We start from the raw sequence: 22,748 nt of genomic DNA on the forward strand, positions 1-22,748 counted from the left end.
GGGCGGCGGCGCGGCGGCGGCCGACGGCCGGCCGGGCCCACGGCCGGCCGACTGCGTCCCGTACGCGCTGTTCGGCCTCGGCACCGGTGTCCTGGTGCTCTACGCGGCCGTCGGGGACGTGCTCGCCGACGGGGCCGGGTCCGCCGTGGCCGCGCCCTCGGCGGTGGCGCTCACCCTGAGCATGGGGCCCGCCGAGTGGCTGCTGTACCGGTTCCGCAGCGAGAGCCTGGCTGGGCTGCGGGCCTGCACCACCGCGCACGGCTTCCGCAGGGCCGCCGTGGGCACCGTCGCGGTCTGCCTGAGCGGGTACCTCGCCGTGCTCCTCGCCCTCACGGTCCTCGGCACACTGCTGTGGCCGGGCGCCCCCGACCTCGGCGCGCTGCGGCTGGTGGGGCTGCTGTGCACCGGGGTGGTCCTGTGGACCGCGCTGCTGCTCCAGTCGTTCGGGGCGGTCCGCAGCGCCGCCGCCGTGTGCTGCGCGGCGGGCGGCGCGCAGCTGCTGGCCCTGGCGACCGGGGCGGGCCACCCGCGTACGGTGGGACCGGCGGTGGCGGGTGTGGCGGCCCTGGTGCTCGCCGCCCTGGTGGCGGCGCTGCTGGGACGGGCGACGGCGCACCGGGTATGACCGACACCCGGATATGACCGGATACGGAGCGGGGCCCGCGACGGCCGCGCGCACAGGGACGGAAGACACGCACACCATGCACCCCGCACACCCGTCGGGACGCGACCTCCTGGTCCCGTTCTACGACCACCCCGCCGACCGGCCCGACGCCTGGGAGGCGCTGATCGCGGCGGCGCCCCGGCTGTACGGGGTGGTGCTCAACCCGGCCAGCGGCGCGGGGGAGGCCCCACACCCGGCGTTCGCCGAGGCCGCCGCCCGGCTGCGGGAGGCCGGCGTCGCCGTCCTCGGCTACGCGGACACGGACTACGGCCGCCGCCCGCACGCCGACGTCGTACGCGACCTCCTGCGCCACCGCGACTGGTACGGGGCCGACGGCGCCTTCCTCGACCAGGCGGCCACCGCCCCTTCCCTGCTCGCGCACTACCGGCGGCTCTCGGTCGCGGCGCGCGCGGCCGGGGCCGCCACCCTGGTCCTCAACCACGGGGCGCACCCCGACCCCGGGTACGCCGAACTCGCCGATCTGCTCGTCACGTACGAGGGCACATGGGCGACGTACGGGGAGGTGCGGGCCCCCGCGTGGACCCTGCGGCATCCGCCCGAGCGCTTCTGCCACCTGGTGTACGCGGCCCCGCCCGGCGCCCGGCCCACCACGTCGGTGCACTGCGCGGTGCCGGGCGAGGCACCGCACCCGTGGGGCACCCTGCCGCACCTCGTGGAGGCCGCCCGATGAGACGCGTCGCGCTGCCGCTGGTCCTGCTACTGCTGTTGGTGGCGGGCTGCTCCTCGTCCTCCTCCGATGATGACGACGACGACCGACCGAGCCCGACCGAATCGAGCAGCGCGCCCGTTCCGTCCGCGTCCCCGTCCCCGTCCTCGCCCGCGCCCACGCCCTCGCGCTGGCAGCCACGGCCCGGTGTCGCCTGGCAGTGGCAGCTCACCGGGAAGCTCGACCCGACGGTGGACGTACCGGTGTACGACGTCGACGGCTTCAACGTCTCCAAGGCGCAGGTCGACGATCTGCACCGGCGTGGACGCAAGGTCATCTGCTACGTCTCCACCGGCGCCTGGGAGGACTTCCGCCCCGACGCGGCCCGCTTCCCCAAGTCGGTGCTCGGCAAGGGCAACGGCTGGAAGGGCGAGCGCTGGCTCGACGTCCGCCGCACGGACGTGCTGGGGCCGCTGATGGCCAAGCGGTTCGACATGTGCCGCGAGAAGGGCTTCGACGCGGTCGAGCCGGACAACATGGACGGTTACGCCAATGAGACCGGCTTCCCGCTCTCGGGCGCGCAGCAACTCGCGTACAACCGCCTGATCGCCCGCCTCGCCCATGACCGGGGGCTGGCGGTCGGCCTGAAGAACGACCTCGACCAGATCCCCGATCTGGTGCGGGACTTCGACTTCGCGGTGAACGAGCAGTGCGCGGAGTTCGGCGAGTGTGACGCGCTGGGCGCGTTCACTCGCGCCGGGAAGGCGGTGTTCCACGTCGAGTACGACAAGGCTCCGGCGGGGTTCTGCTCCCTGGCGCGGGAGCTGCGCCTCAGCTCCATGCGGAAGGAATTGGAACTGGGGGTGTGGCGCGCGGCCTGCTAGGCCCGGCCCTTGTCTGCGGCTGAGTGGTGGCTTGCTCGCGCAGTTCCCCGCGCCCCTAGGGGGTTGGGGTCAGCCGGAGAACCCAGCTCAGCCACAGGCCTTTAGGGGCGCGGGGAACTGCGCGAGAAGAGGCCACGGTCCGCAGACGAACGAGGGTTTCCGCCCGAACGGGCCGTACTACCTAGGGGCGCGGGGAACTGCGCGACCAGCCACCCACTCAGCCGCAGACAAGGGCCGGGCCATCACCCCAGCGCCGCCAGCGCCAGCGCCGTCGTCGTCGCCGTCTCCGACACCGCCCCGAACACATCCCCCGTCACCCCGCCAAGGCGCCGCACGCAGTGCGCCAGCAGCAGTTGGGCCGCCGTCAGGCCCGCCGCGACCGCCGCCGCGTGGTGCAGGGCCGGGCCGGGGCCCAGCAGCGAACCGGCCGCCGCGCACGCCGCCACGGCCAGCACCGTCACCCCCACGGCCGCCCGCAAGGGCACCGCGCCCGCCACCGCCGCGCCCAGGCCGTCCGGGCGGGCCGGGGGCACCCCGGGGCGGCAGGCCAGGGTGAGGGCCAGACGGGCCGTCACCCCGGCCACCACGGCCGCGACAGCACCCCGCGCCCACCCCGCCGCGTACAGCTCCGCCAGCGCGGCCACCTGGCCCAGGAGGACGAAGACGAGGGTCAGCACCCCGAACGGGCCGATGTCCGACTGCTTCATGATCCGCAGCGCGTCCGCCGCCGGCTTCGCGCTGCCCAGGCCGTCCGCCACGTCCGCCAGGCCGTCCAGGTGCAGCCCCCGGGTGAGCACGGCCGGGACTGCCGCCGTGGCCACGGCCGCGAGCAGCGGGCCGGAGCCGAGGAGCAGGAACCCGCCCCCCACCGAGGCGGCGCACGCGCCGACCACCAGGCCCGCCAGCGGAGCCCAGAGCATCCCGGACCGGGCCGCCTCGCGGTCCCAGCGGGTGACCCGTACCGGGAACACGGTGAGCGTGCCGAAGGCGAAACGTATGCCGTCCATGGGATTCATCGGGCGCAGGGTATCCCGGGCGCCGCCCCCGTCCCCACCGGGGTAAATTGCCCTTATTGCGTGCAACCCCGCACTTCAGGTCGGATGGGCATGAGCTGGTTCAACCGGAACTTCGTCGAGCCGGGCAAACTCCCGATGCTGCTCGCCCTGGGATCGTTCGTGCTGACCTTCGTCGTCACCCGTACGATCACCCGGCTCATCCGGGCCGGGCGCGGCCCGTTCCGCAACATCAGCCCGGGCGGGCTGCACATCCACCATGTGGTGCCCGGGGTGATCCTCACCGTGGTGGGCGGCTTCGGCGCGGTCGCCAGCGGGCGGCACGGGGTCGGCGCCGGCGTCTTCGCGGTGGTCTTCGGGGTCGGCGCGGGTCTTGTCCTCGACGAGTTCGCGCTGATCCTGCACCTGGACGACGTCTACTGGACCGAGCAGGGCCGCAAGAGCGTCGAGGTGGTGGTGCTGACCGCCGCCCTGGTGCTGCTGGCGCTCGGCGGGTTCTCCCCGCTCGGCGTCAACGACATGACGGCGCAGGAGCAGCACGACCGGGCGTCGTTCCTCCTCACCCTGACGATCAACTTCGGCTTCGTGCTGATCGCGCTCTTCAAGGGCAAGTTCCGGCTCGCCGTGGTGGGCACGCTGGTCCCGTTCGTGGCGCTCGTCGCCGCGATCCGGCTGGCCCGGCCGGGCTCCCCGTGGGCCCGCCGGTTCTACCGGAGGCGGGCGAGGGCCCGCGCCCGCTCCGCCATGCGCGTCTACCGGCACGACCGGCGCTGGACGCGGCTGCGGCGCCGGGCTCAGGACTTTATCGGCGGGGCCCCGGACAGGCTGCCGGTGCGCCGGCCCTGACCGGCGCGGGCCCGGCGGCGCTTCTGGCGCACCGTGGTGATCCAGCACAGCACGCCCACCGCGACGATCGCCGCGAGGTGCTCCTTGCCCGCGAGGTTGTCCTTGACCAGCACCTCGCCGACCATCGACGCGACCACCACCCCGGCCGTCCAGTACGCCCGGTAGCGCCAGCACACGTACACCGCGAGCCCCACCACCGCCGCCGAGGGGCCGGTGTCGACCATCTTGGCGTCCGAGGCGGGCAGCCCCAGGACGCTGTCGGGGCCGAGCGCGATGCCCACGCGCGCGTACATCGTCCCGGCCAGCGTCGCCGCGTAGGCGATGAGCAGGGTGTGGCGGCGGCCGATGCAGATCTCGGCGACCCCGAACACCAGCAGCAGCTGGGCGAGCGCGCCCCAGACCGGCAGGTCCAGGGCCGGGACGAACAGCGAGAGCGGGGTGCGAAGCAGCGAGATCCACAGCGCGTCCTCGGCCTTCACCGAGCCGATGAGCTGGACCGGGCGAAAGCCCCAGGGCTGGTTCTGCACCACCTGGAACAACGATGTCAGCGCGACCGCACCGAGGGTCATGGGGACCGCCCGCCAGCGCTGGGTGGAGAGCGCGTAGCGGACGGCCAGGAGGAGCGGGCCCCACTCCCGCCGGACGAACCGACGTACTGGTCCGTTGCTCGGCAGGGAGAGGGGGACCTTCACCTCTGGGACTCCAGGTGCTTGCGGTGCAGCCACTTGGGCAGCCCGGGCGCCTCCAGGAAGCCCTCCGCGCGCGCGGCGGCGATCCCGATGCGCGGCAGGTCGGCGGACTTCTCGAAGAGCATGAAGCGGGGCTCCCAGATGGGGCGGTACTTGGCGTTGGCGCGGTACAGCGACTCGATCTGCCACCAGCGTGAGAAGAAGCTGAGCAGCGAGCGCCACAGCCTCAGCACGGGTCCCGCGCCGAGCTTCGAGCCACGTTCGAAGACGGAGCGGAACATGGCGAAGTTCAGCGAGACCTGAGTGATCCCGATCTCCTTGGAGCGCTGGAGGAGCTCGATGACCATGAACTCCATCAGGCCGTTCTCGGAGTCGCGGTCGCGGCGCATCAGGTCCAGCGAGAGCCCCTTGGGCCCCCACGGCACAAAGCTCAGGACGGCCCGCAGGGCGCCCTCGCCGTCGGTGCACTCCAGCATCACGCACTGGCCGTCCGCCGGGTCGCCGAGGCGGCCCAGGGCCATGGAGAAGCCCCGCTCGGTGGCGCCGTCGCGCCAGTCGTCGGCCTTGCGCAGCAGTTCGCTCATCTCATCGGCAGGAATGTCCGCGTGACGGCGGATCCTCACCTCGTACCCGGCACGCTTCACCCGGTTGTACGCCTGGCGCACGGTCCGCATGGCACGGCCGTCCAGGGTGAAGTCGGCGGTCTCCACCAGCGCCTCGTCGCCGAGCTCAAGCGCGTCCAGGCCGTGCCGGGCGTAGATGGTGCCGGCCTCCTCGCTGGCGCCCATCACCGCCGGGGTCCAGCCGTGCTCGCGCGCCTCGGCCAGCCACGGCTCGATCGCGCCGGGCCACGCCTCGGGGTCGCCGATCGGGTCGCCGGAGGCCAGCGAGACACCGCCCACCACCCGGTAGGCCACGGCGGCCTTGCCGGTGGGGGACCAGATGACGCTCTTCTCGCGGCGCAGCGCGAAGTAGCCGAGCGAGTCGCGCTCGCCCTGCTTGTCCAGGAGCGCGCGCAGCTTCTCCTCGTCCTCGACGGAGAGCGGGTCGACGGCCTTGCGGTTGCGGAAGGCCGCGTAGATCACGGCGATCAGCAGCAGCGTGGAGAGCACGTTGATGGCCACGTTGACCCAGCCCGGGGTGTCGATCCCGCTGATGTCGTGGTCGTCGGGGACCAGCGAGACCAGCCGCATCACGCCGTACCGCCAGCGCTCCAGGAACGTGGAGTGCTCACTGCCCTCGTACGTGTTGGTCACCGAGACCAGCAGCGTGGCGAGCAGCGAGGTGACCAGCAGGCCGCCGGCCGCGACGGCCGCCGCGAGCCGGGGGTTGGCACGGTCGCCCTTGGCGTAGAACTCGCGGCGCCCGAGCAGCAGGGCGAGCACGAAGGCGGCGGTCAGCACCAGGGACACCCAGTTCTGCGCGTACTGCCGGATCTCCGGGAAGACCATGACGAACGCGAACAGCAGCAGGACCAGGCTGCTGAGCACCATGTTGAGGATCCAGGCGGCACGCTTGCGGCGGCGCATGGTGACCGCGAGGAACAGCGTGAACACGCCCGAGGCGAACCCCGCGTCCAGCAGGTACGGCGTGAAATAGTTGTCCGTGTTGTGACGCCGAAGGTCCTGGCCCAGGGAAACCCACACGGCGCTCAGGAAGTTGATGAACGTCACGGCGCGCAGGTACCAGACGGCGAATGCCGCACTGCGTCGCGACCGGACGGTGCTCCGGGTCAAACCTTCGGTGGTCAAGCGGACTTCTCCCATGAAACGCGATCATATGGGGCATCGGACATCGCGCCTCATGGCGGTCGCGGTCGCGGCCGGGCGGGTGCCCGGCCGCGCCGCTGCTCAGTCTTCGGCGCGATCTCCCTCGGTCTCCGCGCGCTCGGGAAGCTCTGCGGCCAGGGCGGCGGCGGCCTGCACGAGAGGGAGAGCGAGCAGGGCCCCGGTTCCTTCACCCACAGTGACGCCGTGATCGAGCAGAGGGTTGAGTGCCATCCGGTCCAAAGCCTTGGACTGGGCCGGCTCACCGCTCAGCTGACCCGCCAGCCACCAGTCCGGAGCCCGGAAGGCGGCCCGTTGGGCGACCAGCGCGCAGGCCGAGGAGACCACCCCGTCGAGGATGACCGGCATTCGGCGCACCGCGCACTGAAGCAGAAAACCGGTGGCCGCGGCAAGGTCGGCACCGCCGACGGCCGCCAGCAGCTCCAGCTGGTCGCCCAGAACCGGCCGCGCCCGGCGCAGCGCGTCCCGGATCGCCGCGCACTTGCGCATCCACGCCAGGTCGTCGATCGTGGCCCCGCCGCGCCCGGTGACCACCGAGGCGTCGGTGCCGCAGAGCGCCGCGATCAGGGTGGCCGCGGCGGTGGTGCCGCCGACGCTGAGGTCGCCGAGCACCACCAGGTCGGTCCCGGAGTCGGCCTCCTCGTCGGCGATCCGCGTCCCCAGGCGTACGGCCGCCTCCGCCTCCTCGACGGTCAGCGCGTCCTCGATGTCGATACGCCCGCTGCCGCGCCGCACCCGGTGCCGTACGACCTCCTCGGGAAGCAGCGCGGGGTCGCAGTCCAGACCCGCGTCGACGACCCGCACGGGCGCGCCGAGGCGCCGGGCCAGTACGGAGACGGGGCCCGCGCCCTCCAGCACGGCCCGCACCAGGGTGTGCGCGGAGCCCGCCGGACGGGCCGAGACGCCCAGCTCGGCGACGCCGTGGTCACCGGCGAAGAGGATCACCCGCGGGTGCTCGATGGGTCTGACCGGAACCGCGCCCTGCGCGGCGGACAGCCACTCGCCCAGCTCGTCGAGCCGGCCGAGCGCGCCGGACGGCACGGTCAGCCGCTCCCGGCGTTCCTCGGCGTCACGCCGCACACCGCTGTCGGGGCGTTCGATCAGATCGGAGAAGTCGTCGAGATTCAGCCTGCTCATTCGCTGAACAGTACCGGCAGCGCAGGGCCGTCCCACCGGTGGTGCGGCAAGATCCGGCCCCCGGGCCCCGGGACTCAGCCGCGCAGCACCAGGGCCTGCCCGGCGACCACGAGCAGGACGTGCTCGCACTCCGCCGCCACCGCCGCGTTGAGCCTGCCGAGCTCGTCCCGGAAGACCCGTCCGGCGCGGGTCGCGGGCACCACTCCGGAGCCCACCTCGTTGCTGACGAACACCACGGTCCTGGAGGTCGCCCGGACCGCCGCGACCAGCTCCGCCACCCGCTCCCGCACCTCCTGCGGCAGCTTCTCCTCCTCCCAGGCCCCGGCCCGGTCCATCGCGTCGGTCAGCCACAGCGACAGACAGTCCACCAGGAGCGCGGGCCCCGGGGAGGCGAGCAGCGGCACCAGCTCGCATGTCTCCTCGGTGCGCCAGGCGCCCGGCCGCCGGTCGCGGTGCAGCCCGACCCGCGCCGCCCACTCCGGATCGCCCTCCCGGGTGCCGCCCGTCGCCACGTACACGACCTCCGGGAAGCCCTCCAGACGGCGCTCAGCCTCCACCGACTTGCCCGAGCGCGCACCGCCCAGCACCAGGGTGCGGCGCGGCAGATCGGGCACCGCGTGGTACTCCCCGACGATCAGGGTCGTCCCGTCCGGCACCGCGCGCGCCCCGGCCGCCGCGAGCCGGCGCACCAGCTCGCGGCCCGGCGGCACGTCGTGGTCGATGTGCGCGGCCACCACGTCGGTGGCGGGCCCCACCGCACCCGCCGCCCGCAGCCGCGCCAGCGCGTCCGGGCGCCCCAGGACGTCGCAGACCACCATGTCGTACGGGGGCGAGGCCGCGGCCATCCCCGACGGCGCCCCGCCCGGCGGCAGATACAGCAGCCGCTGGCCCTCCGGCGAGGTCACCTCGTACCCGGTGCCCGGCGCGTCCATCGGCACGGCCCGCACCCGGTGCCCGCTGATCAGGGTCAGCACCCGGCCGTCCGGCACCCGCCCGGCCGACGGCAGCCCGGGCGGCAGCTCCACCGCGGGCCCGTCGTGCGGATGGGTGAGCAGGACCTGCCGTACGCCCGTGAGCGAGTGCCCGGCCCGGGCGGCGGCCAGCGCGGCCCCCGGGGTCAGGTCGAGCAGCAGGGCGCCGTCGACGAGCAGGGCGGTCGCGGCGCGCGCCTGGTCGCCGCGGGCCGAGGCGCACGCGGCGCAGGGGCAGTCGGGGCGCGGCAGCCCGGTGGGGGCCCCGGTGCCGAGGAGAGTCAGTTCCACGAAGACGATCCTCCCGCGTCACCGCGGCCGGTGCGCGCCCGGATACGCTGCGGGCAGCAACGTGACCCGGGAGGCGCACATGGCGTGGACGTGGCGATTCGAGAAGTCCGACGGGACGGAGGTCGAGCCGGCGGTGGCGCCGGAGGAGTTCACCACCCAGGGCGACGCGGAGTCCTGGATCGGTGAGGTCTGGAAGGACCTGCTGGAGGGCGGGGCGGACCAGGTGCACCTGTTCGACGACAGCAAGAAGATCTACGGCCCGATGAGCCTGCACGCCGACGCGCCCTGACGCGCCGACGCACGGACGCACGGGGCGGCGCCCGGGGACCCGAGGGGTCCGCGGGCGCCGCCGTGCGCCGGGCGCGCGGCGGCGGCCCCGATCGCGTCAGATCTCGCCGAGGGTGACCAGAGCGGTCCGCACCGAGCCGCCGCGGCTGTAGGTGACCTGGAGGGTCTGGCCCGGCTTGTCGGCGGCCAGCGCCTCCGACAGCGAGGTGATCGTGCCGACCTCGCTCTCGCCGAGCCGGGTGATCACGTCCCCGGCCCGCAGCCCCGCCTTGTCGGCCGCGCCGCCCCGCTTCACCTCGACGACCGCGACGCCCGCGGGCCGGTAGTCCGAGTCGACCACAGTACGGCCGGTCACCCCCAGGGCCGCCCGGCCCGAGTCGGTCACCTTGCCGCTCTTCACGATCTGGTCCGCGACCGTCTTCACCATCGAGACCGGGATGGCGAAGCCGATGCCCGGGGCCGCGCTGCCGCCCATGTCCGGGTCGGTCGCGGCCAGCGTGGGGATGCCGATGATCTCGCTGTCCAGGTTGACCAGCGCGCCGCCGCTGTTGCCGGGGTTGATCGCCGCCGAGGTCTGCACCATGTTGCCGATGGTGGCGCCGGTGCCGCCGCCCGCGCTGCTCTCGGTCACCGTCCGGCCGGTCGCCGAGACGATGCCCTGGGTGACGCTGCTGGACAGCCCCAGCGGCGAGCCCATGGCCAGCACGATCTGGCCCATCGCGACCTTCGAGGAGTCGCCGAATCTGGCGGGCTTCAGCCCCTTCGGCACCGAGTCCAGCTTGATCACCGCGAGGTCCTGCTCGGGATAGGCCGCCACCAGCTTCGCGGTGATCGCGCCGCCGCCGGTGGCGGTGGACACCTTGAAGGTCTTCTCGCCGCCCACCACATGGGCGTTGGTGACGATGTGCCCCTGGGCGTCGTAGACGATGCCGGAGCCCAGGCTGTTGGCCGCGTCGATCTGGACGACCGACGGCAGCACGTCCTTGATCACCCGCTCGTAGTCGGCCTGGAGACCGTTGCCGTCCGCCCGGCGGGCCGCCTCGGCCCTCTTCGGCGCGGCCGCGTTGGCCTGGGCCGCGGAGGAGTGGGACACCTGGAAGCCGGAGCCGGAGCAGCCGGCCAGCAGGGCGGCGGCGAGGGCCGCCGCCACGGGGAGCGGCAGCCGGCGCGGCCGGCCGCGGGTCACGGATCCATCCATGGTCCGCAGTATTGCCCCGGCCCCGCGCGCCGGCCTCCCACGGCGGTCCGAACAGGTCGGGACGGCCTGATCGGGGCTCAGGCCGTCGCCAGGAACTGGGTCGCCGCCAGCTCCCCGTAGAGCGGGTCCCGGGCCACCAGCTCGGCGTGGGTGCCCACGGCCCGTACCCGGCCCGCCTCCATCACCACGATCCGGTCCGCCAGCGTCACCGTGGACAGCCGGTGCGCCACCACCAGGACGGTGGTCTCCCGGGCGGCCTCGGCGACCACGTCGCGCAGCGCCAGCTCGTTGACCGCGTCCAGCTGGGAGGTGGCCTCGTCCAGGAGCAGCAGCCGGGGCCGGCGCAGCAGCGCCCGGGCGATCGCCACGCGCTGGCGCTCGCCGCCCGACAGCTTGGACCCCCGGTGCCCCACGACCGTCTCGAGCCCGTCCGGCAGCCGTTCCACCACCGCGTCCAGCTTCGCCCGTACGAGCACCTCGGCGATCTCCGCGTCGGTGGCGTCCGGAGCGCCGAAGACCAGGTTCTCGCGGACGGTCCCGGCCAGCACGGGGGAGTCCTGCTCGACATAGCCGATGGCGGCGCGCAGTTCGGCCAGCGGCCAGTCGCGCACATCCCGGCCGTCGATCAGGATCCGGCCGCCGCTCGTCTCGTAGAACCGCTCGACCAGGCCGAAGACGGTCGTCTTGCCCGCGCCCGAGGGCCCCACGAAGGCGGTCATCCCGGCGCCCGGCACCTCGAAGGAGACCCCGTGGTGGACGTACGGGAGGTCGTCGCGGTAGCGGAAGGTGACGTCCTCGAAGACCACCGAGGCGGGCCCGGCGGCGGGCGCGGCGGGCGCCGCCGAGGGCTCCTCGGCCGCCAGTTGCTCGGCCTCCTCGATCCGGGCGATCGCGGCCGAGCCCACCTGGTACTGCGTGGCCGCCTGCACCAGCTTGGAGACCGGGTCGATCAGATAGAACAGGAACAGCAGGAACGCGACCAGCGTGGAGACCGAGATCGCCCCCGAGGCGACCCGCGCCCCGCCGATGCCGAGCACCGCCAGGAACGACACCTGCACCGCGAGCCCGACCGAAGTCCCGGCCAGCGACTGCCACTTGGCCGAGCGCACCCCGTGCCGCCAGGCCTCCCGGGCGGCCGCGTCCACCACCGCCGTCTCGCGCTCCTCGGCGCCGGAGGCCTTGACCGTGCGGAAGGCGCCGAACGCCCGCTCCAGGACGGTGGATATCCGCGCCACCGACTCCTGCGCCCGCGCGGTGGCCCGGGAGATCTGCGGCATCACCAGGGCCACCGCCGAGCCGATCAGCACGATCACGCCGAGCGTCACGCCCAGGAGCACGGCGTCCATGTACGCCATCATCGCGATGGTCGCGAGGAAGGTGAGCCCGCCGGTGGCGGCCGAGACGACGGACTGGGTGGTGACCGCCCGCAGCAGCGTGGTGTCGGAGGTCACCCGGGACATCAGGTCGCCCGGCGGCAGCCGCTCGACCTCGGACAGCCGCAGCCGCAGCAGCCGCCCGATGAGGGTCCGCCGGGCGGCGAGGACCACGGACTCGGCGGTGCGCTCCAGGACGTACGCCCCGAACGACTCCACGACGGTGCCGAGCACCACGAGCGCGGTCAGCAGGACGAGCACACCGGCGATCGGCTCGTCCCCGCCGAGCCGGTCCACCAGCGCCTTGGCGGCCAGTGGCTGGGCGAGCCCGGTGGCGGCTCCCACCAGGGTCAGCAGCGCCCCGAGCGCGACGGTGCCGCGATGCGGCCGGAAGTGCCGGTAGAGGGCTCGCCAGGTGTCCCGGGCGGACATTTTGGAGGGGGAGTCGTCAGTGGTCACACAGGAAGGACGTAAAAGAGGCCCGTCAACCTGACCCCCGAGCAGATGTTCCGGGGCGCCCTACTACCCCCGCACCCCACACAGATGAAGCAGCGCGGCAACCCGCCGATAGGGATCGGTGCGCCCGGCCTTGTCCTCGGCCGCGAGCAGCCGGTCGAGCTCGTCCGCCGCGGGCAGCTGCATCCCGTTGGGCACGTTGTCGGTGAAGACCCGCACCCCGTACCACGCGTGCAGCGGCGCCGCGATCCCGTCCAGCGTCCGCGTCAACGTGTCGAGCCGGTCCGCCCGGACGGCGAGCCCGAGCCGGTTGGTGTACGCGTCCGTGTCGAAGGACGAGAGGGCGCCGGCCCAGTCCCCGGCCAGCCCCGGACGCATCGCCAGCGCGTCGGCGTTCCGTACGAGCAGCGAGAGCAGCCCGCCGGGCGCCAGCATCCGGGCCAGCCCCGCCAGCATCGCGTCGGGCTCCTGGACGTACATCAGCACGCCGTGGCAGAGCACCACGTCGAAGGAGCCGGGCAGGAAGTGCACCCCGGTCTCGTTGCCGTCGCCCTCGATCAGCCGGACCCGCTCGCGGATGCCCTCCGGCTCGGTGGACAGCGCCTCGCGGGCCACCCGGAGCATCTCGGGGTCGGACTCCAGGCCGGTCACGGTGTGCCCGGCCCGGGCCAGGCGCAGGGCCTGGGTGCCCTGGCCCGTACCGACGTCGAGGACGCGCAGCCGCTGGCCCACCGGGAACCGGGCGGCTATCTGCTCGTCGAGCTGACGGGCCACGAGCTCCTGGCGCACGGTGTTGCGCAGCCCGCTCAGGCCCTTCAGCCAGTTGCCGGAGGCGCCGCTGAAGGCGGCGACGTCCGTGCTCAGGGTCGTTCCCCGCGCTTGACCTGCGGCTTCGGCAGACGCAGCCGACGCATCTGGAGCGTACGCATCAGGCCGTACGCCACCGCGCCCTTGGTGGGCTCGTCCGCGAAGCGCTCCTTGAGCTGCCTCTTGAGACGGAACGCCAGACCGATGGAGTCGACCACGATCAGCACGATCACGGCCAGCCACAGCAGCAGCGCGATGTTCTGCAGGCTGCCGATCCGGACCATCGAGAGGACCAGGATGATCACGGCGAGCGGCAGGAAGAACTCGGCGATGCAGAAGCGGGAGTCGACGTAGTCGCGCACGAACTTGCGCACGGGACCCTTGTCGCGGGCCGGCAGATAGCGCTGGTCGCCGTTGGCGAGCGCCTCGCGCTGCTTGGCCAGCTCGGTCCGGCGGACCTCGCGCTGGCGCTTGGCGGCCTCCTTGCGGTCGGTCGGCACGGTCGACGCCCGACGGCGCTGGGTCTGGGCCTCGGCGCGCTTCGGCGTCGGCCTGCCCTTGGGGGCCTCGGGGTCGCGGGGCTGCTTGGAGAGGTCCGCCGTCACCTTCTCGGTGGGGGCCTTCTCTTCGTTGTTGGAACGGCTACGGAACACAAAGACCAAGGGTACGGGGTCGCGGGCATGGACCACAGGCCGGTGGGGAACGATCCCGCAACGCCTTGCGTCACCTGGGGTGTGCGCCGGCCCGGAAGCGGGAAGTGAGTGCCCGGTCCCTGACCGTCACCTACTCCCTGCGCCGGAGCGGGCGCTCCCGCAGTCGTCCTTGGGGATGACCGCATCCGCGCCCGAACAGTGCGGTAATGGATGCAGGGCCCGTACTGTGGGTTCTGTTGCAGCAGCTGGAGCTGGAGTCCGTCAGAAGGGGGCGCGCGAAGCCCATGAGCGGTGTCATGAAGCGTATGGGGATGATCTTCCGCGCGAAGGCGAACAAGGCCCTTGACCGGGCCGAGGACCCGCGCGAGACCCTCGACTACTCGTACCAGAAGCAGCTGGAGCTGCTCCAGAAGGTGCGCCGCGGCGTCGCCGACGTGGCGACCTCCCGCAAGCGTCTCGAACTGCAGCTGAACCAGCTCCAGAGCCAGTCCACCAAGCTGGAGGACCAGGGCCGCAAGGCTCTGGCGCTCGGCCGCGAGGACCTGGCCCGTGAGGCGCTGTCCCGCCGCGCCGCCCTCCAGCAGCAGGTCTCCGACCTGGAGACGCAGCACCAGACCCTCCAGGGCGAGGAGGAGAAGCTCACCCTCGCGGCCCAGCGGCTCCAGGCCAAGGTCGACGCCTTCCGCACCCGCAAGGAGACGATCAAGGCGACGTACACGGCGGCCCAGGCGCAGACCCGGATCGCCGAGTCCTTCTCCGGCATCTCCGAGGAGATGAGCGACGTCGGCATGGCCATCCAGCGGGCCGAGGACAAGACCGCGCAGCTCCAGGCGCGGGCCGGCGCGATCGACGAGCTGCTCGCCTCCGGCGCCCTCGACGACCAGTCCGGCCTCCAGAAGGACGACCTCCAGGCCGAGCTCGACCGCATCTCCGGTGGTACGGATGTAGAGCTGGAGCTGCAGCGGATGAAGGCCGAGCTCACCGGCGGCACGTCCGGCCAGCAGGCCATCGAGGGCGGCACCGCCGGTCCGCAGGACCGTCCGCAGCAGCAGACCCCCCGCTTCGACAAGCAGTAGAGGAGTCGCCATGATCGTGCGGATCATGGGGGAGGGCCAGGTGAAGCTGGCGGACAGCCACTTCACCGAGCTCAACAAGCTGGACGACGAGCTCCTCGAGGAGATGGAGGCGGGGGACGAAGAGGGCTTCCGCCGCACCCTGGGCGCCCTCCTCGACGCGGTCCGCCGCCTGGGCGAGCCGCTCCCGGACGACGCCCTGGAGCCGTCGGAGCTGATCCTCCCGGCCGAGGACGCGACGCTCGACGAGGTCAAGGACATGCTCAGCGACGACGGGCTGATCCCGGGCTGAGACCCCGCGCCCCTTGGACGGGCCCGCAGGGCCCTTTCAGGGGCGCGGGGAACTGCGCGACCAGCCCCCACCGGCCCGCAGACGAAGAGGGGGGTCCGGGGCGCAGCCCCGACCGGTCGGCGCCCCGTACCGTATGGAGGCGTGACGTTCGCCCGCATCCACGGATGGCTCCGCGCCCACCCCCTCGCCGGGGACGCCGCTCTCGCCGGGGCCGTCCTCGTCTGCATGGTCGTCGGCTCCTTCGCCGACCCCCACGGCTCCAACGGGCCCGTCTTCGGGACCAGGACGCCGAGTGTGACCGCGCTCGTCCTCGCCGTGCTCGGCGCCGTCTCGCTGGTGCTGCGCCGCCGCAACCCGCTCGCGGTGCTCGGGCTGACCGGCGGTGTCACCGTCGCCGACCTGCTCGCCGGGAACTCGCCCGCCCCGATCGCGATCGCCCCCGTCGTCGCGCTGTACACGGTCGCCGCGCACACCGACCGGGCCACCACCTACCGGGTCGGCATCACCACCATGGGTGTCCTCACCGCGACCGCGATGTGCTTCGGGGACGCGCCCTGGTACGCGCAGGAGAACGTCGCCGTGCTCGCCTGGACCGGCCTCGCCGCGACCGCGGGCGACGCGGTCCGCAGCCGCCGGGCCATCGTGGAGTCCATCCGCGAGCGGGCCGAGCGCGCCGAGCGCACCCGCGAGGAGGAGGCCCGGCGCCGGGTCGCGGAGGAGCGGCTGCGCATCGCCCGCGATCTGCACGACGTCGTGGCCCACCACATCGCGCTGGTCAACGTCCAGGCCGGGGTGGCCGCGCACGTCATGGACAAGCGCCCCGACCAGGCCAAGGAGGCCCTGGCGCATGTACGCGAGGCCAGCCGCTCGGCGCTGAACGAGCTGCGCGCCACCGTCGGCCTGCTGCGCCAGTCCGGCGACCCCGAGGCCCCCACCGAACCGGCTCCCGGCCTCGCGCTCCTGGACGACCTGCTCGGCGGCTTCCGCCGCGCCGGGCTCCCGGTGGAGCTCGCGCCCCTCGAGCCGGCCGTACGCGCGGGGCTCCCGGCGGCCGTCGACCTCGCCGCGTACCGGGTGATCCAGGAAGCGCTCACCAACGTACGCAAACACGCGGGTCCCGACGCGAAGGCCGAGGTCAGCGTGGTGCGGGTGGGGCCGAACACCGAGGTCACGATCATCGACAACGGCACCGGCACGGGCGACGGCGCCGCCGGGGGAGACGGTGGCGGCCACGGTCTGCTCGGGATGCGTGAACGCGTCAGCGCGCTCGGCGGCACCTGCACGGCGGGGCCCCGCTACGGCGGCGGCTTCCGGGTGCAGGCGATACTGCCGGTCAAGACGGCCGATTCGGCCCGTACGGCGGGGCCCCGCAAGGCGGCCGACGCCGTGCGGGCGGCCGAGGGACCGGGGGAAGGCAGCGCATGACGATCAGGGTGGTACTCGCGGACGACCAGGCGCTGCTGCGCTCCGCCTTCCGCGTCCTCGTCGACTCCGAGCCGGGGATGCACGTGGTGGGCGAGGCGTCGGACGGGGCCGAGGCGGTCGCCGTGGCCCGCGCCACCCGGGCCGACGTGGTGCTGATGGACATCCGGATGCCCGGTACGGACGGGCTCGCCGCGACCCGCATGATCAGCGCGGACCCGGATCTCGCCGATGTGCACGTGGTGATGCTCACGACCTTCGAGGTCGACGAGTACGTGGTGCAGTCGCTGCGGGCGGGGGCCTCCGGGTTCCTGGGCAAGGGCGCCGAGCCGGACGAGCTCCTGAACGCGATCCGGATCGCGGCGGCCGGGGAGGCGCTGCTCTCGCCCGCGGCGACCAAGGGCCTCATCGCCAGCTTCCTCGCCCAGGGCGGCAGCTGGGACGGCTCCGGCGAGCCGCCGGGCGCCCACGCGGAACGCCTGGCGGCCCTCACGGGCCGGGAGCGGGAGGTTCTGGTGCAGGTGGCCGGGGGCCTGTCCAACGACGAGATCGCCGAACGGCTGGTGGTCAGCCCGCTCACGGTCAAGACCCATGTCAACCGGGCCATGGCCAAACTGGGTGCGCGCGACCGGGCCCAACTGGTGGTCATCGCCTACGAGTCGGGCCTGGTACGCCCCCGGGTCGAATAGCCCGGCCTTCACCTGCGGGTGCGTGGTGGGTTGCTCGCGCAGTTCCCCGCGCCCCTGTTGTGCCCGGCCTTTGTCTGCGGGTGTGTGGTGGGCTGGTCGCGCAGTTCCCCGCGCCCCTTCTGGGCCCGGTCCTCGTCTGCGGCCGAGTGGCCGCTTCTCGCGCAGTTCCCCGCGCCCCTTAGGTAGTCCCCGGCAGCCTGGGAACTCAGCTCAGCCACAGGCTTTTAGGGGCGCGGGGAACTGCGCGAGAAGAGGCCACCGGCCCGCAGACGAACTCCGGGCCGAAAAAGGGGCGCGGGGAACTGCGCGAGCAACCGGCCACTCACCCGCAGACAAAGCCCGGGCACCTGCACCTACGGCAGTGCCAGCATGCGCTCGAGAGCCAGCTTCGCGAAGCTCTCCGTCTCCGGGTCCACCTGGATCTGGTTCACCAGCTTCCCGTCCGCCAGCGACTCCAGCGTCCACACCAGGTGCGGCAGGTCGATCCGGTTCATCGTCGAGCAGAAGCAGACCGTCTTGTCGAGGAAGACGATCTCCTTGTCCTCCTCGGCGAATCGATTCGCCAGACGCCGCACCAGGTTCAGCTCCGTGCCGATGGCCCACTTCGACCCGCGCGGCGCGGCCTCCAGCGCCTTGATGATGTACTCCGTCGAGCCGACGTAGTCCGCCGCCGCGACGACCTCGTGCCTGCACTCGGGGTGCACCAGCACGTTCACGCCGGGGATGCGCTCCCGTACGTCGTTGACCGAGTCCAGCGAGAACCGCCCGTGCACCGAGCAGTGCCCGCGCCACAGGATCATCTTCGCCGCGCGCAGCTCCTCCGCGGTGAGCCCGCCGTTCGGCTTGTGCGGGTTGTAGAGCACGCAGTCCTCCAGCGACATCCCCATGTCGCGGACGGCCGTGTTGCGCCCCAGGTGCTGGTCCGGCAGGAAGAGCACCTTCTCGCCCTGCTCGAACGCCCACTCCAGCGCCTTCTTGGCGTTGGAGGAGGTGCAGATGGTGCCGCCGTGCTTGCCTGTGAAGGCCTTGATGTCGGCGGAGGAGTTCATGTACGAGACGGGCACGACCTGCTCGGCGATCCCCGCCTCGGTCAGCACGTCCCAGCACTCGGCGACCTGCTCGGCCGTGGCCATGTCGGCCATCGAGCAGCCGGCGGCCAGGTCGGGCAGCACGACCTTCTGGTCGTCCGAGGTCAGGATGTCCGCGGACTCGGCCATGAAGTGCACACCGCAGAAGACGATGTACTCGGCCTCCGGCTTCGCGGCGGCGTCCCGGGCCAGCTTGAAGGAGTCACCGGTGACGTCGGCGAACTGGATGACCTCGTCGCGCTGGTAGTGGTGGCCGAGCACGAAGACCTTGTCCCCGAGCTTCTCCTTGGCCGCGCGGGCGCGCGCCACCAGGTCCGGGTCGGACGGGGACGGCAGGTCGCCGGGGCAGTCCACGCCGCGCTCGCTCTTCGGGTCGGCCTCGCGGCCGAGCAGCAGCAGGGCGAGCGGCGAGGGCTGGACATCCAGGGGCTGGGCGGTGGTCACGTCACGCACCCTTTCTCTTCTGCAGACGAGTTTTCGTCTAAATGACGCTATCTATCATAACTGCTTCACGTCAGTTTGACGATGGCCATAGCGTCGATGTGACACATCCCCTTCGCTCCCGCCGGGCGGCCACACCCGCCCGCGCCCGTCCCCGGCGACCGCCCCGCCCGTTACCTCCACCCGAGGTTTTCCCCAGGCCTTTTCCCGCCCGCGCCCGGGTGTGCGAGCATGAAGGAGAGCCCCGGTACGGCCGAGGCTCATGCACGGCCCGGAATGAATCCGGCGCCCCGCCGGTTGCAACCGTCGGCAAGCAGTCTCCGTACAACCCGGGAGAGAAGCAGATGTCCGTATCGGACGAGACCACCACTGTGAGCGACGGCATCCTCCTGTCCGACGCCGCCGCGGCCAAGGTCAAGGCCCTCCTTGACCAGGAAGGCCGGGAGGACCTGGCGCTGCGCGTCGCCGTCCAGCCCGGCGGCTGCTCCGGCCTGCGCTACCAGCTCTTCTTCGACGAGCGCTCGCTCGACGGCGATGTCGTCAAGGACTTCGACGGCGTGAAGGTCGTCACCGACCGCATGAGCGCTCCGTACCTGGGCGGCGCCTCGATCGACTTCGTGGACACCATCGAGAAGCAGGGCTTCACGATCGACAACCCGAACGCGACGGGCTCCTGCGCCTGCGGCGACTCCTTCAGCTAAGCCGCGCAGCTGAACCGCGCGCCTGGCCGCGACATCGAAGGCGGGCGCCCCCACCCGGGGGTGCCCGCCTTCGTCGTGCGTACGGACGGTTACGTATGGCCGGTTGCGTACGGACGGTCACGCGAGACCGTACGGCCCGGCTCAGCCCTTCGGCAGTGCCTGCCCGGTGTTGGCGTCCACCACCCGGCGCGCCCCGAGGCCCTGGTGCAGCGCCACCGAGACCGTCTCCTTCTTGGCGACCATGGCGCAGATCTTCTTGGGGTCGTGGTGGGCGACGCCCACCGTCACCCGGACCTCGGTGCCGCTCTCGTCCGCCGTCGCCGCGTAGCTGTCGCAGATCCCGCCCCAGAAGGTCACGGCCAGCGTCCGGCCGTCCTGGCCGATCGCGTACGAGATCAGGGCCTGGTGGCCGGCCGGTGAGGTGCCGGACGGCGTCGGCAGCGCGGTGCCGGGCGGCGCCGGCGGCTTCGCCAGGTACTTCTCGGGCAGCGCGGGGGCGGTGACCGTGACCGGCCGGTCGGCGCCGGTCGGCTTCACCTGGAACAGCCAGGACGGCACGAGCACCTGCTGCCCGTCCACGTACTGCGCGGAGAGCCCGAACACCGCCTTGTCGACGGTCACCGTGGAGGGCGTGCCCTGCTTGCAGGGCTGGTGCTGGATGTTGCCCTGGGGGTCACTGGGCAGCTTGCGCTGCGGGTCGCTCGGCAGCTTGCCACGGGTGGGCTCGCCCTGCGGCTGGTCCTCCAGCGGCACCGGGCCCGTGCAGTCCTTGGGCGCGGGGCGCCCGCCGCCCGAACCGTTCAGCTGCTTCAGCGTCTCCTCGGCGCTCAGCACGGGGTAGGTGGCGCCCTTGTCCGGCGCCTTCAACTGGCCGCTGCCGCCGACCACTTGCCCGCCCGATCCGACCTGGATGCCGGTCGTCCAGCCGTACGTGGGCAGACCGCCGATCACCGGGTCCGCGTTCACCACCCGGGCCGCGCCCATCAGCTGGGAGGCGTCCAGCTTGGCGTCGTCCTGGCCCAGCGCCTTCAGCACGGGCGCGGCCGCGGCCTTGGCGGTCCGCTCGTCGGGCGCGGAGCCGTGGCCGGTGGGGTCGTGCTCACCCGGGGCCACGCCCTGGCCGGTGGTGTGCATGGGGCACTTGCTGCCCTTGGGGCAGTTGTCCGTGCCGCCCATGCCGTGCCGGGCGAACGTCCAACTGCCCGGCGCCTTCTGGTTGACCGTCAGCACCGGACCGCCGCCGTCCTTGGTGATCCCGGCCTTCCAGACGGCGCCCTCCAGGCGCGGCGGCCCGTCGATCCCCAGGGCCTTCGCCAGCTTCGCCACCTCGGCCTCGCCGACCGTGCCGCCCGGGCGGTACACCGCCGCCTTCGCCGGGCCGTCGGGCAGCTTCCCCTCGGCGCGGTAGACCACGCCGTTGGGGTCCGGTTCGCCGGGGGCGATGCCCTCCCTGCCGCTGTCCAGGCCGATCGGCGGCGGACTGGGGTCCGCGCCCGCGCCGGCCTTCCCGTCCGCGGCGGGCGAGCCGCCCGAGGCGGTGGACGCCCAGTACGCGCCGCCGCCGCCCGCGACCAGCACCGCCGCCGCGACCGTGGCGAGGACGAACGGGGACCGTCGCGTCCGCCCCTGTGGCGACTCTTCCTGCGTGTGCTCGCTGCTCACCGCATCGCTCCTGTCCAGTCGTATGCCGCATCCCCTTTACGGGGGACACGCCTTGGACGGAGCGGGGGAGCGCGCGGTTCCCTCCGCGCGCTGTCCCGTCGTCCGGGTCCCGCCGGGGCCGCCCCCGGGAGCGGTCCCGGCCCGGTTTCAGTCGCCGTACTCGGACATACCGGCGATGAGTTCGACCGAGTCCGGCGGCACGGACACCCCGTGGATCCGGGAGGGTGGCACGGGCGCGGGCGCGACGGTTGCCGGGACCACCCAGTGGGGGGCCATACGGGCGCAGGCGCCGCGCAGCTCGGCGAGGCTCGGTTCGGCCGTGGCGGCCGGCGTGACGTTCCCGGTGCGCTTCATGGTTTCCATACTTCCGCACCGTAGGCAGCGGGAACCATGCGAAAAAAGGCCTACTATTGGGTAGTTTCCGCCCTTCAGGGGAGCCCTCGCGACCCGGTAGCGTTAACTGTCAACAGTCCTCCACGCAGGAGTGTCCTAGCCGTGCGTATCGCAGTCACCGGCTCCATCGCCACCGACCACCTCATGACCTTCCCCGGCCGATTCGCCGACCAGCTGGTCGCCGATCAGCTGCACACGGTCTCCCTCTCCTTCCTCGTCGACAACCTCGACGTGCGCCGGGGCGGTGTGGGCGCGAACATCTGCTTCGGCATGGGCCAGCTCGGCACCGGCCCGATCCTCGTCGGGGCCGCGGGCTCCGACTTCGACGAGTACCGGGCCTGGCTGGACCGGCACGGGGTGGACACGAACTCGGTCCGTATCTCCGAGGTCCTGCACACCGCCCGCTTCGTGTGCACCACGGACGCCGACCACAACCAGATCGGCTCCTTCTACACGGGCGCGATGAGCGAGGCCCGCCAGATCGAGCTCCAGTCGGTGGCCGAGCGCGTGGGCGGCCTCGACCTGGTGCTGATCGGCGCCGACGACCCCGAGGCGATGCTCCGCCACACCGAGGAGTGCAAGACGCGCGCGATCCCGTTCGCGGCGGACTTCTCGCAGCAGATCGCCCGGATGTCCGGCGACGACATCCGTACGCTCCTGGAAGGCGCGAAGTACCTCTTCTCCAACGAGTACGAGAAGGGGCTCATCGAGTCCAAGACCGGCTGGAGCGACGCGGAGATCCTGGGGAAGGTCGACTACCGGGTCACCACCCTCGGCTCGCGCGGTGTGCGCATCGAGCGGGTCGGCGAGGACCCGATCGAGGTGGGCTGCCCGGAGGAGGACGCGAAGGTCGACCCGACCGGCGTCGGCGACGCGTTCCGCGCGGGCTTCCTGTCCGGCCTGTCCTGGGGCGTCGGCCACGAGCGGGCGGCGCAGGTCGGCTGCATGCTGGCCACGCTGGTGATCGAGACGCTGGGCACCCAGGAGTACCAGCTGAAGCGCGCCCACTTCATGGACCGCTTCACGAAGGCGTACGGGGTGGACGCGGCGGACGAGGTCCGCGCACACCTGGGCTGACGCGGGCGCGCCTCGCTCCGGCGAGGCGCCCACGCACGCCGCGACGCCCACGATTCCTGGGCGCCGCCGCGGCCCCGCCCGCGACCGCCCGCCCCGCTGCGCCCGCGCCGCTCCGGCTCCGCCCACGACCCGCTCGTCCTGCGGGGGACGCGCCGCTCCGGTCCCGCCCGCCCCGCTGCGGCCGCG

General features: G+C 73.0%; 22 protein-coding genes and 1 pseudogene. 11 read left to right on the forward strand and 12 right to left on the reverse strand.

Annotated features, from left to right (window positions below):
- The 3 genes and pseudogenes from ABD236_RS32100 to ABD236_RS32110 form a co-directional block, all read left to right on the forward strand.
- A pseudogene (locus tag ABD236_RS32100) lies at positions 1 to 625 on the forward strand (hypothetical protein); the annotation flags it as partial.
- 76 nt (positions 626 to 701) lie between these two features.
- On the forward strand, positions 702 to 1,355 hold the full coding sequence (locus ABD236_RS32105) for a spherulation-specific family 4 protein (protein ID WP_344080172.1): 654 nt from the start codon (positions 702 to 704) through the stop codon (positions 1,353 to 1,355).
- The gene (locus ABD236_RS32110; RefSeq protein WP_344080175.1) at positions 1,352 to 2,215 is read left to right on the forward strand and encodes an endo alpha-1,4 polygalactosaminidase; all 864 of its coding nucleotides are present in this window, start codon (positions 1,352 to 1,354) and stop codon (positions 2,213 to 2,215) included. The genes ABD236_RS32105 and ABD236_RS32110 overlap by 4 nt, the downstream gene beginning before the upstream one ends.
- A 242-nt stretch (positions 2,216 to 2,457) precedes the next feature.
- On the opposite strand, the gene ABD236_RS32115 is transcribed toward ABD236_RS32110, so the two are convergent.
- Positions 2,458 to 3,222: an adenosylcobinamide-GDP ribazoletransferase gene (locus tag ABD236_RS32115; RefSeq protein WP_425544001.1), complete on the reverse strand. Its 765-nt coding sequence runs from the start codon at positions 3,220 to 3,222 to the stop codon at positions 2,458 to 2,460.
- A 93-nt stretch (positions 3,223 to 3,315) separates the two neighbouring features.
- On the opposite strand from ABD236_RS32115, the gene ABD236_RS32120 reads away from it, so the two are divergent.
- Positions 3,316 to 4,074: a hypothetical protein gene (locus tag ABD236_RS32120; protein ID WP_344080181.1), complete on the forward strand. Its 759-nt coding sequence runs from the start codon at positions 3,316 to 3,318 to the stop codon at positions 4,072 to 4,074.
- Here the strand turns inward: ABD236_RS32120 and ABD236_RS32125 are convergent.
- The 4 genes from ABD236_RS32125 to ABD236_RS32140 all read right to left on the reverse strand — a co-directional run bounded on the left by ABD236_RS32125 (position 4,023) and on the right by ABD236_RS32140 (position 8,949).
- Positions 4,023 to 4,766, reverse strand: coding sequence for a hypothetical protein (locus tag ABD236_RS32125; protein WP_344080184.1), 744 nt, complete (start codon positions 4,764 to 4,766; stop codon positions 4,023 to 4,025). The genes ABD236_RS32120 and ABD236_RS32125 overlap by 52 nt on opposite strands.
- Complete coding sequence (locus tag ABD236_RS32130; protein WP_344080187.1) at positions 4,763 to 6,529, reverse strand: phosphatidylglycerol lysyltransferase domain-containing protein; 1,767 nt, start codon at positions 6,527 to 6,529, stop codon at positions 4,763 to 4,765. The genes ABD236_RS32125 and ABD236_RS32130 overlap by 4 nt, the downstream gene beginning before the upstream one ends.
- Positions 6,530 to 6,613: 84 nt before the next feature.
- On the reverse strand, positions 6,614 to 7,687 hold the full coding sequence (gene cobT / locus ABD236_RS32135) for a nicotinate-nucleotide--dimethylbenzimidazole phosphoribosyltransferase (protein WP_344080190.1): 1,074 nt from the start codon (positions 7,685 to 7,687) through the stop codon (positions 6,614 to 6,616).
- A 74-nt stretch (positions 7,688 to 7,761) separates the two neighbouring features.
- A complete protein-coding gene (locus ABD236_RS32140) occupies positions 7,762 to 8,949 on the reverse strand; it encodes a bifunctional adenosylcobinamide kinase/adenosylcobinamide-phosphate guanylyltransferase (RefSeq protein WP_344080193.1) in 1,188 nt (395 codons plus the stop codon).
- Between the two features lie 79 nt (positions 8,950 to 9,028).
- On the opposite strand from ABD236_RS32140, the gene ABD236_RS32145 reads away from it, so the two are divergent.
- The gene (locus tag ABD236_RS32145; RefSeq protein WP_344080196.1) at positions 9,029 to 9,238 is read left to right on the forward strand and encodes a hypothetical protein; all 210 of its coding nucleotides are present in this window, start codon (positions 9,029 to 9,031) and stop codon (positions 9,236 to 9,238) included.
- Between the two features lie 96 nt (positions 9,239 to 9,334).
- Here ABD236_RS32145 and ABD236_RS32150 read toward each other — a convergent pair whose 3' ends face one another.
- The 4 genes from ABD236_RS32150 to ABD236_RS32165 form a co-directional block, all read right to left on the reverse strand.
- A complete protein-coding gene (locus ABD236_RS32150; RefSeq protein ID WP_344080199.1) occupies positions 9,335 to 10,435 on the reverse strand; it encodes a S1C family serine protease in 1,101 nt (366 codons plus the stop codon).
- Between the two features lie 77 nt (positions 10,436 to 10,512).
- The gene (locus ABD236_RS32155; RefSeq protein ID WP_344080232.1) at positions 10,513 to 12,240 is read right to left on the reverse strand and encodes an ABC transporter ATP-binding protein; all 1,728 of its coding nucleotides are present in this window, start codon (positions 12,238 to 12,240) and stop codon (positions 10,513 to 10,515) included.
- Positions 12,241 to 12,330: 90 nt separating this feature from the next.
- A complete protein-coding gene (locus ABD236_RS32160) occupies positions 12,331 to 13,065 on the reverse strand; it encodes a class I SAM-dependent methyltransferase (protein ID WP_344080235.1) in 735 nt (244 codons plus the stop codon).
- A gap of 59 nt (positions 13,066 to 13,124) precedes the next feature.
- A complete protein-coding gene (locus tag ABD236_RS32165; protein WP_344080202.1) occupies positions 13,125 to 13,724 on the reverse strand; it encodes a DUF3043 domain-containing protein in 600 nt (199 codons plus the stop codon).
- Between the two features lie 206 nt (positions 13,725 to 13,930).
- Between ABD236_RS32165 and ABD236_RS32170 the strand changes: the two genes are divergently transcribed.
- The 4 genes from ABD236_RS32170 (at position 13,931) to ABD236_RS32185 (ending at position 17,200) form a co-directional block, all read left to right on the forward strand.
- Entirely contained in the window at positions 13,931 to 14,800 is an 870-nt protein-coding gene (locus ABD236_RS32170; protein ID WP_344080204.1) for a PspA/IM30 family protein, read from the forward strand.
- A gap of 10 nt (positions 14,801 to 14,810) precedes the next feature.
- Entirely contained in the window at positions 14,811 to 15,089 is a 279-nt protein-coding gene (gene pspAA / locus ABD236_RS32175) for a PspA-associated protein PspAA (protein ID WP_344080207.1), read from the forward strand.
- Positions 15,090 to 15,230: 141 nt separating this feature from the next.
- Complete coding sequence (locus ABD236_RS32180) at positions 15,231 to 16,514, forward strand: sensor histidine kinase (protein WP_344080210.1); 1,284 nt, start codon at positions 15,231 to 15,233, stop codon at positions 16,512 to 16,514.
- Entirely contained in the window at positions 16,511 to 17,200 is a 690-nt protein-coding gene (locus ABD236_RS32185) for a response regulator (RefSeq protein WP_344080214.1), read from the forward strand. Before ABD236_RS32180 ends, ABD236_RS32185 begins: the two co-directional genes overlap by 4 nt.
- 353 nt (positions 17,201 to 17,553) lie before the next feature.
- Here ABD236_RS32185 and nadA read toward each other — a convergent pair whose 3' ends face one another.
- Entirely contained in the window at positions 17,554 to 18,741 is a 1,188-nt protein-coding gene (gene nadA, locus ABD236_RS32190; protein WP_344080217.1) for a quinolinate synthase NadA, read from the reverse strand.
- 332 nt (positions 18,742 to 19,073) lie between these two features.
- Here nadA and ABD236_RS32195 point away from each other — a divergent pair, with 332 nt between their 5' ends.
- The gene (locus ABD236_RS32195; protein WP_159692765.1) at positions 19,074 to 19,430 is read left to right on the forward strand and encodes a HesB/IscA family protein; all 357 of its coding nucleotides are present in this window, start codon (positions 19,074 to 19,076) and stop codon (positions 19,428 to 19,430) included.
- A 141-nt stretch (positions 19,431 to 19,571) separates the two neighbouring features.
- Here ABD236_RS32195 and ABD236_RS32200 read toward each other — a convergent pair whose 3' ends face one another.
- Positions 19,572 to 21,092, reverse strand: coding sequence for a hypothetical protein (locus ABD236_RS32200; protein ID WP_344080223.1), 1,521 nt, complete (start codon positions 21,090 to 21,092; stop codon positions 19,572 to 19,574).
- A gap of 147 nt (positions 21,093 to 21,239) precedes the next feature.
- A complete protein-coding gene (locus ABD236_RS32205) occupies positions 21,240 to 21,455 on the reverse strand; it encodes a hypothetical protein (RefSeq protein WP_344080226.1) in 216 nt (71 codons plus the stop codon).
- 132 nt (positions 21,456 to 21,587) lie between these two features.
- Between ABD236_RS32205 and ABD236_RS32210 the strand changes: the two genes are divergently transcribed.
- Positions 21,588 to 22,562: a carbohydrate kinase family protein gene (locus ABD236_RS32210; protein WP_344080229.1), complete on the forward strand. Its 975-nt coding sequence runs from the start codon at positions 21,588 to 21,590 to the stop codon at positions 22,560 to 22,562.
- The last annotated feature ends 186 nt before the right edge of the window (positions 22,563 to 22,748 follow it).

Source organism: Streptomyces crystallinus (assembly GCF_039521265.1).
Taxonomy (GTDB): domain Bacteria; phylum Actinomycetota; class Actinomycetes; order Streptomycetales; family Streptomycetaceae; genus Streptomyces; species Streptomyces crystallinus.

Coding starts and splice junctions, on each gene's coding strand:
- ABD236_RS32105 (WP_344080172.1), top strand. CDS start 702: ATGCACCCCGCACACCCGTCGGGACGCGACCTCCTGGTCCCGTTCTAC.
- ABD236_RS32110 (WP_344080175.1), top strand. CDS start 1,352: ATGAGACGCGTCGCGCTGCCGCTGGTCCTGCTACTGCTGTTGGTGGCG.
- ABD236_RS32115 (WP_425544001.1), bottom strand. CDS start 3,222: ATGGACGGCATACGTTTCGCCTTCGGCACGCTCACCGTGTTCCCGGTA.
- ABD236_RS32120 (WP_344080181.1), top strand. CDS start 3,316: ATGGGCATGAGCTGGTTCAACCGGAACTTCGTCGAGCCGGGCAAACTC.
- ABD236_RS32130 (WP_344080187.1), bottom strand. CDS start 6,529: ATGGGAGAAGTCCGCTTGACCACCGAAGGTTTGACCCGGAGCACCGTC.
- cobT (WP_344080190.1), bottom strand. CDS start 7,687: ATGAGCAGGCTGAATCTCGACGACTTCTCCGATCTGATCGAACGCCCC.
- ABD236_RS32145 (WP_344080196.1), top strand. CDS start 9,029: ATGGCGTGGACGTGGCGATTCGAGAAGTCCGACGGGACGGAGGTCGAG.
- ABD236_RS32150 (WP_344080199.1), bottom strand. CDS start 10,435: ATGGATGGATCCGTGACCCGCGGCCGGCCGCGCCGGCTGCCGCTCCCC.
- ABD236_RS32155 (WP_344080232.1), bottom strand. CDS start 12,240: ATGTCCGCCCGGGACACCTGGCGAGCCCTCTACCGGCACTTCCGGCCG.
- ABD236_RS32170 (WP_344080204.1), top strand. CDS start 13,931: ATGGATGCAGGGCCCGTACTGTGGGTTCTGTTGCAGCAGCTGGAGCTG.
- pspAA (WP_344080207.1), top strand. CDS start 14,811: ATGATCGTGCGGATCATGGGGGAGGGCCAGGTGAAGCTGGCGGACAGC.
- ABD236_RS32185 (WP_344080214.1), top strand. CDS start 16,511: ATGACGATCAGGGTGGTACTCGCGGACGACCAGGCGCTGCTGCGCTCC.
- ABD236_RS32195 (WP_159692765.1), top strand. CDS start 19,074: ATGTCCGTATCGGACGAGACCACCACTGTGAGCGACGGCATCCTCCTG.
- ABD236_RS32205 (WP_344080226.1), bottom strand. CDS start 21,455: ATGGAAACCATGAAGCGCACCGGGAACGTCACGCCGGCCGCCACGGCC.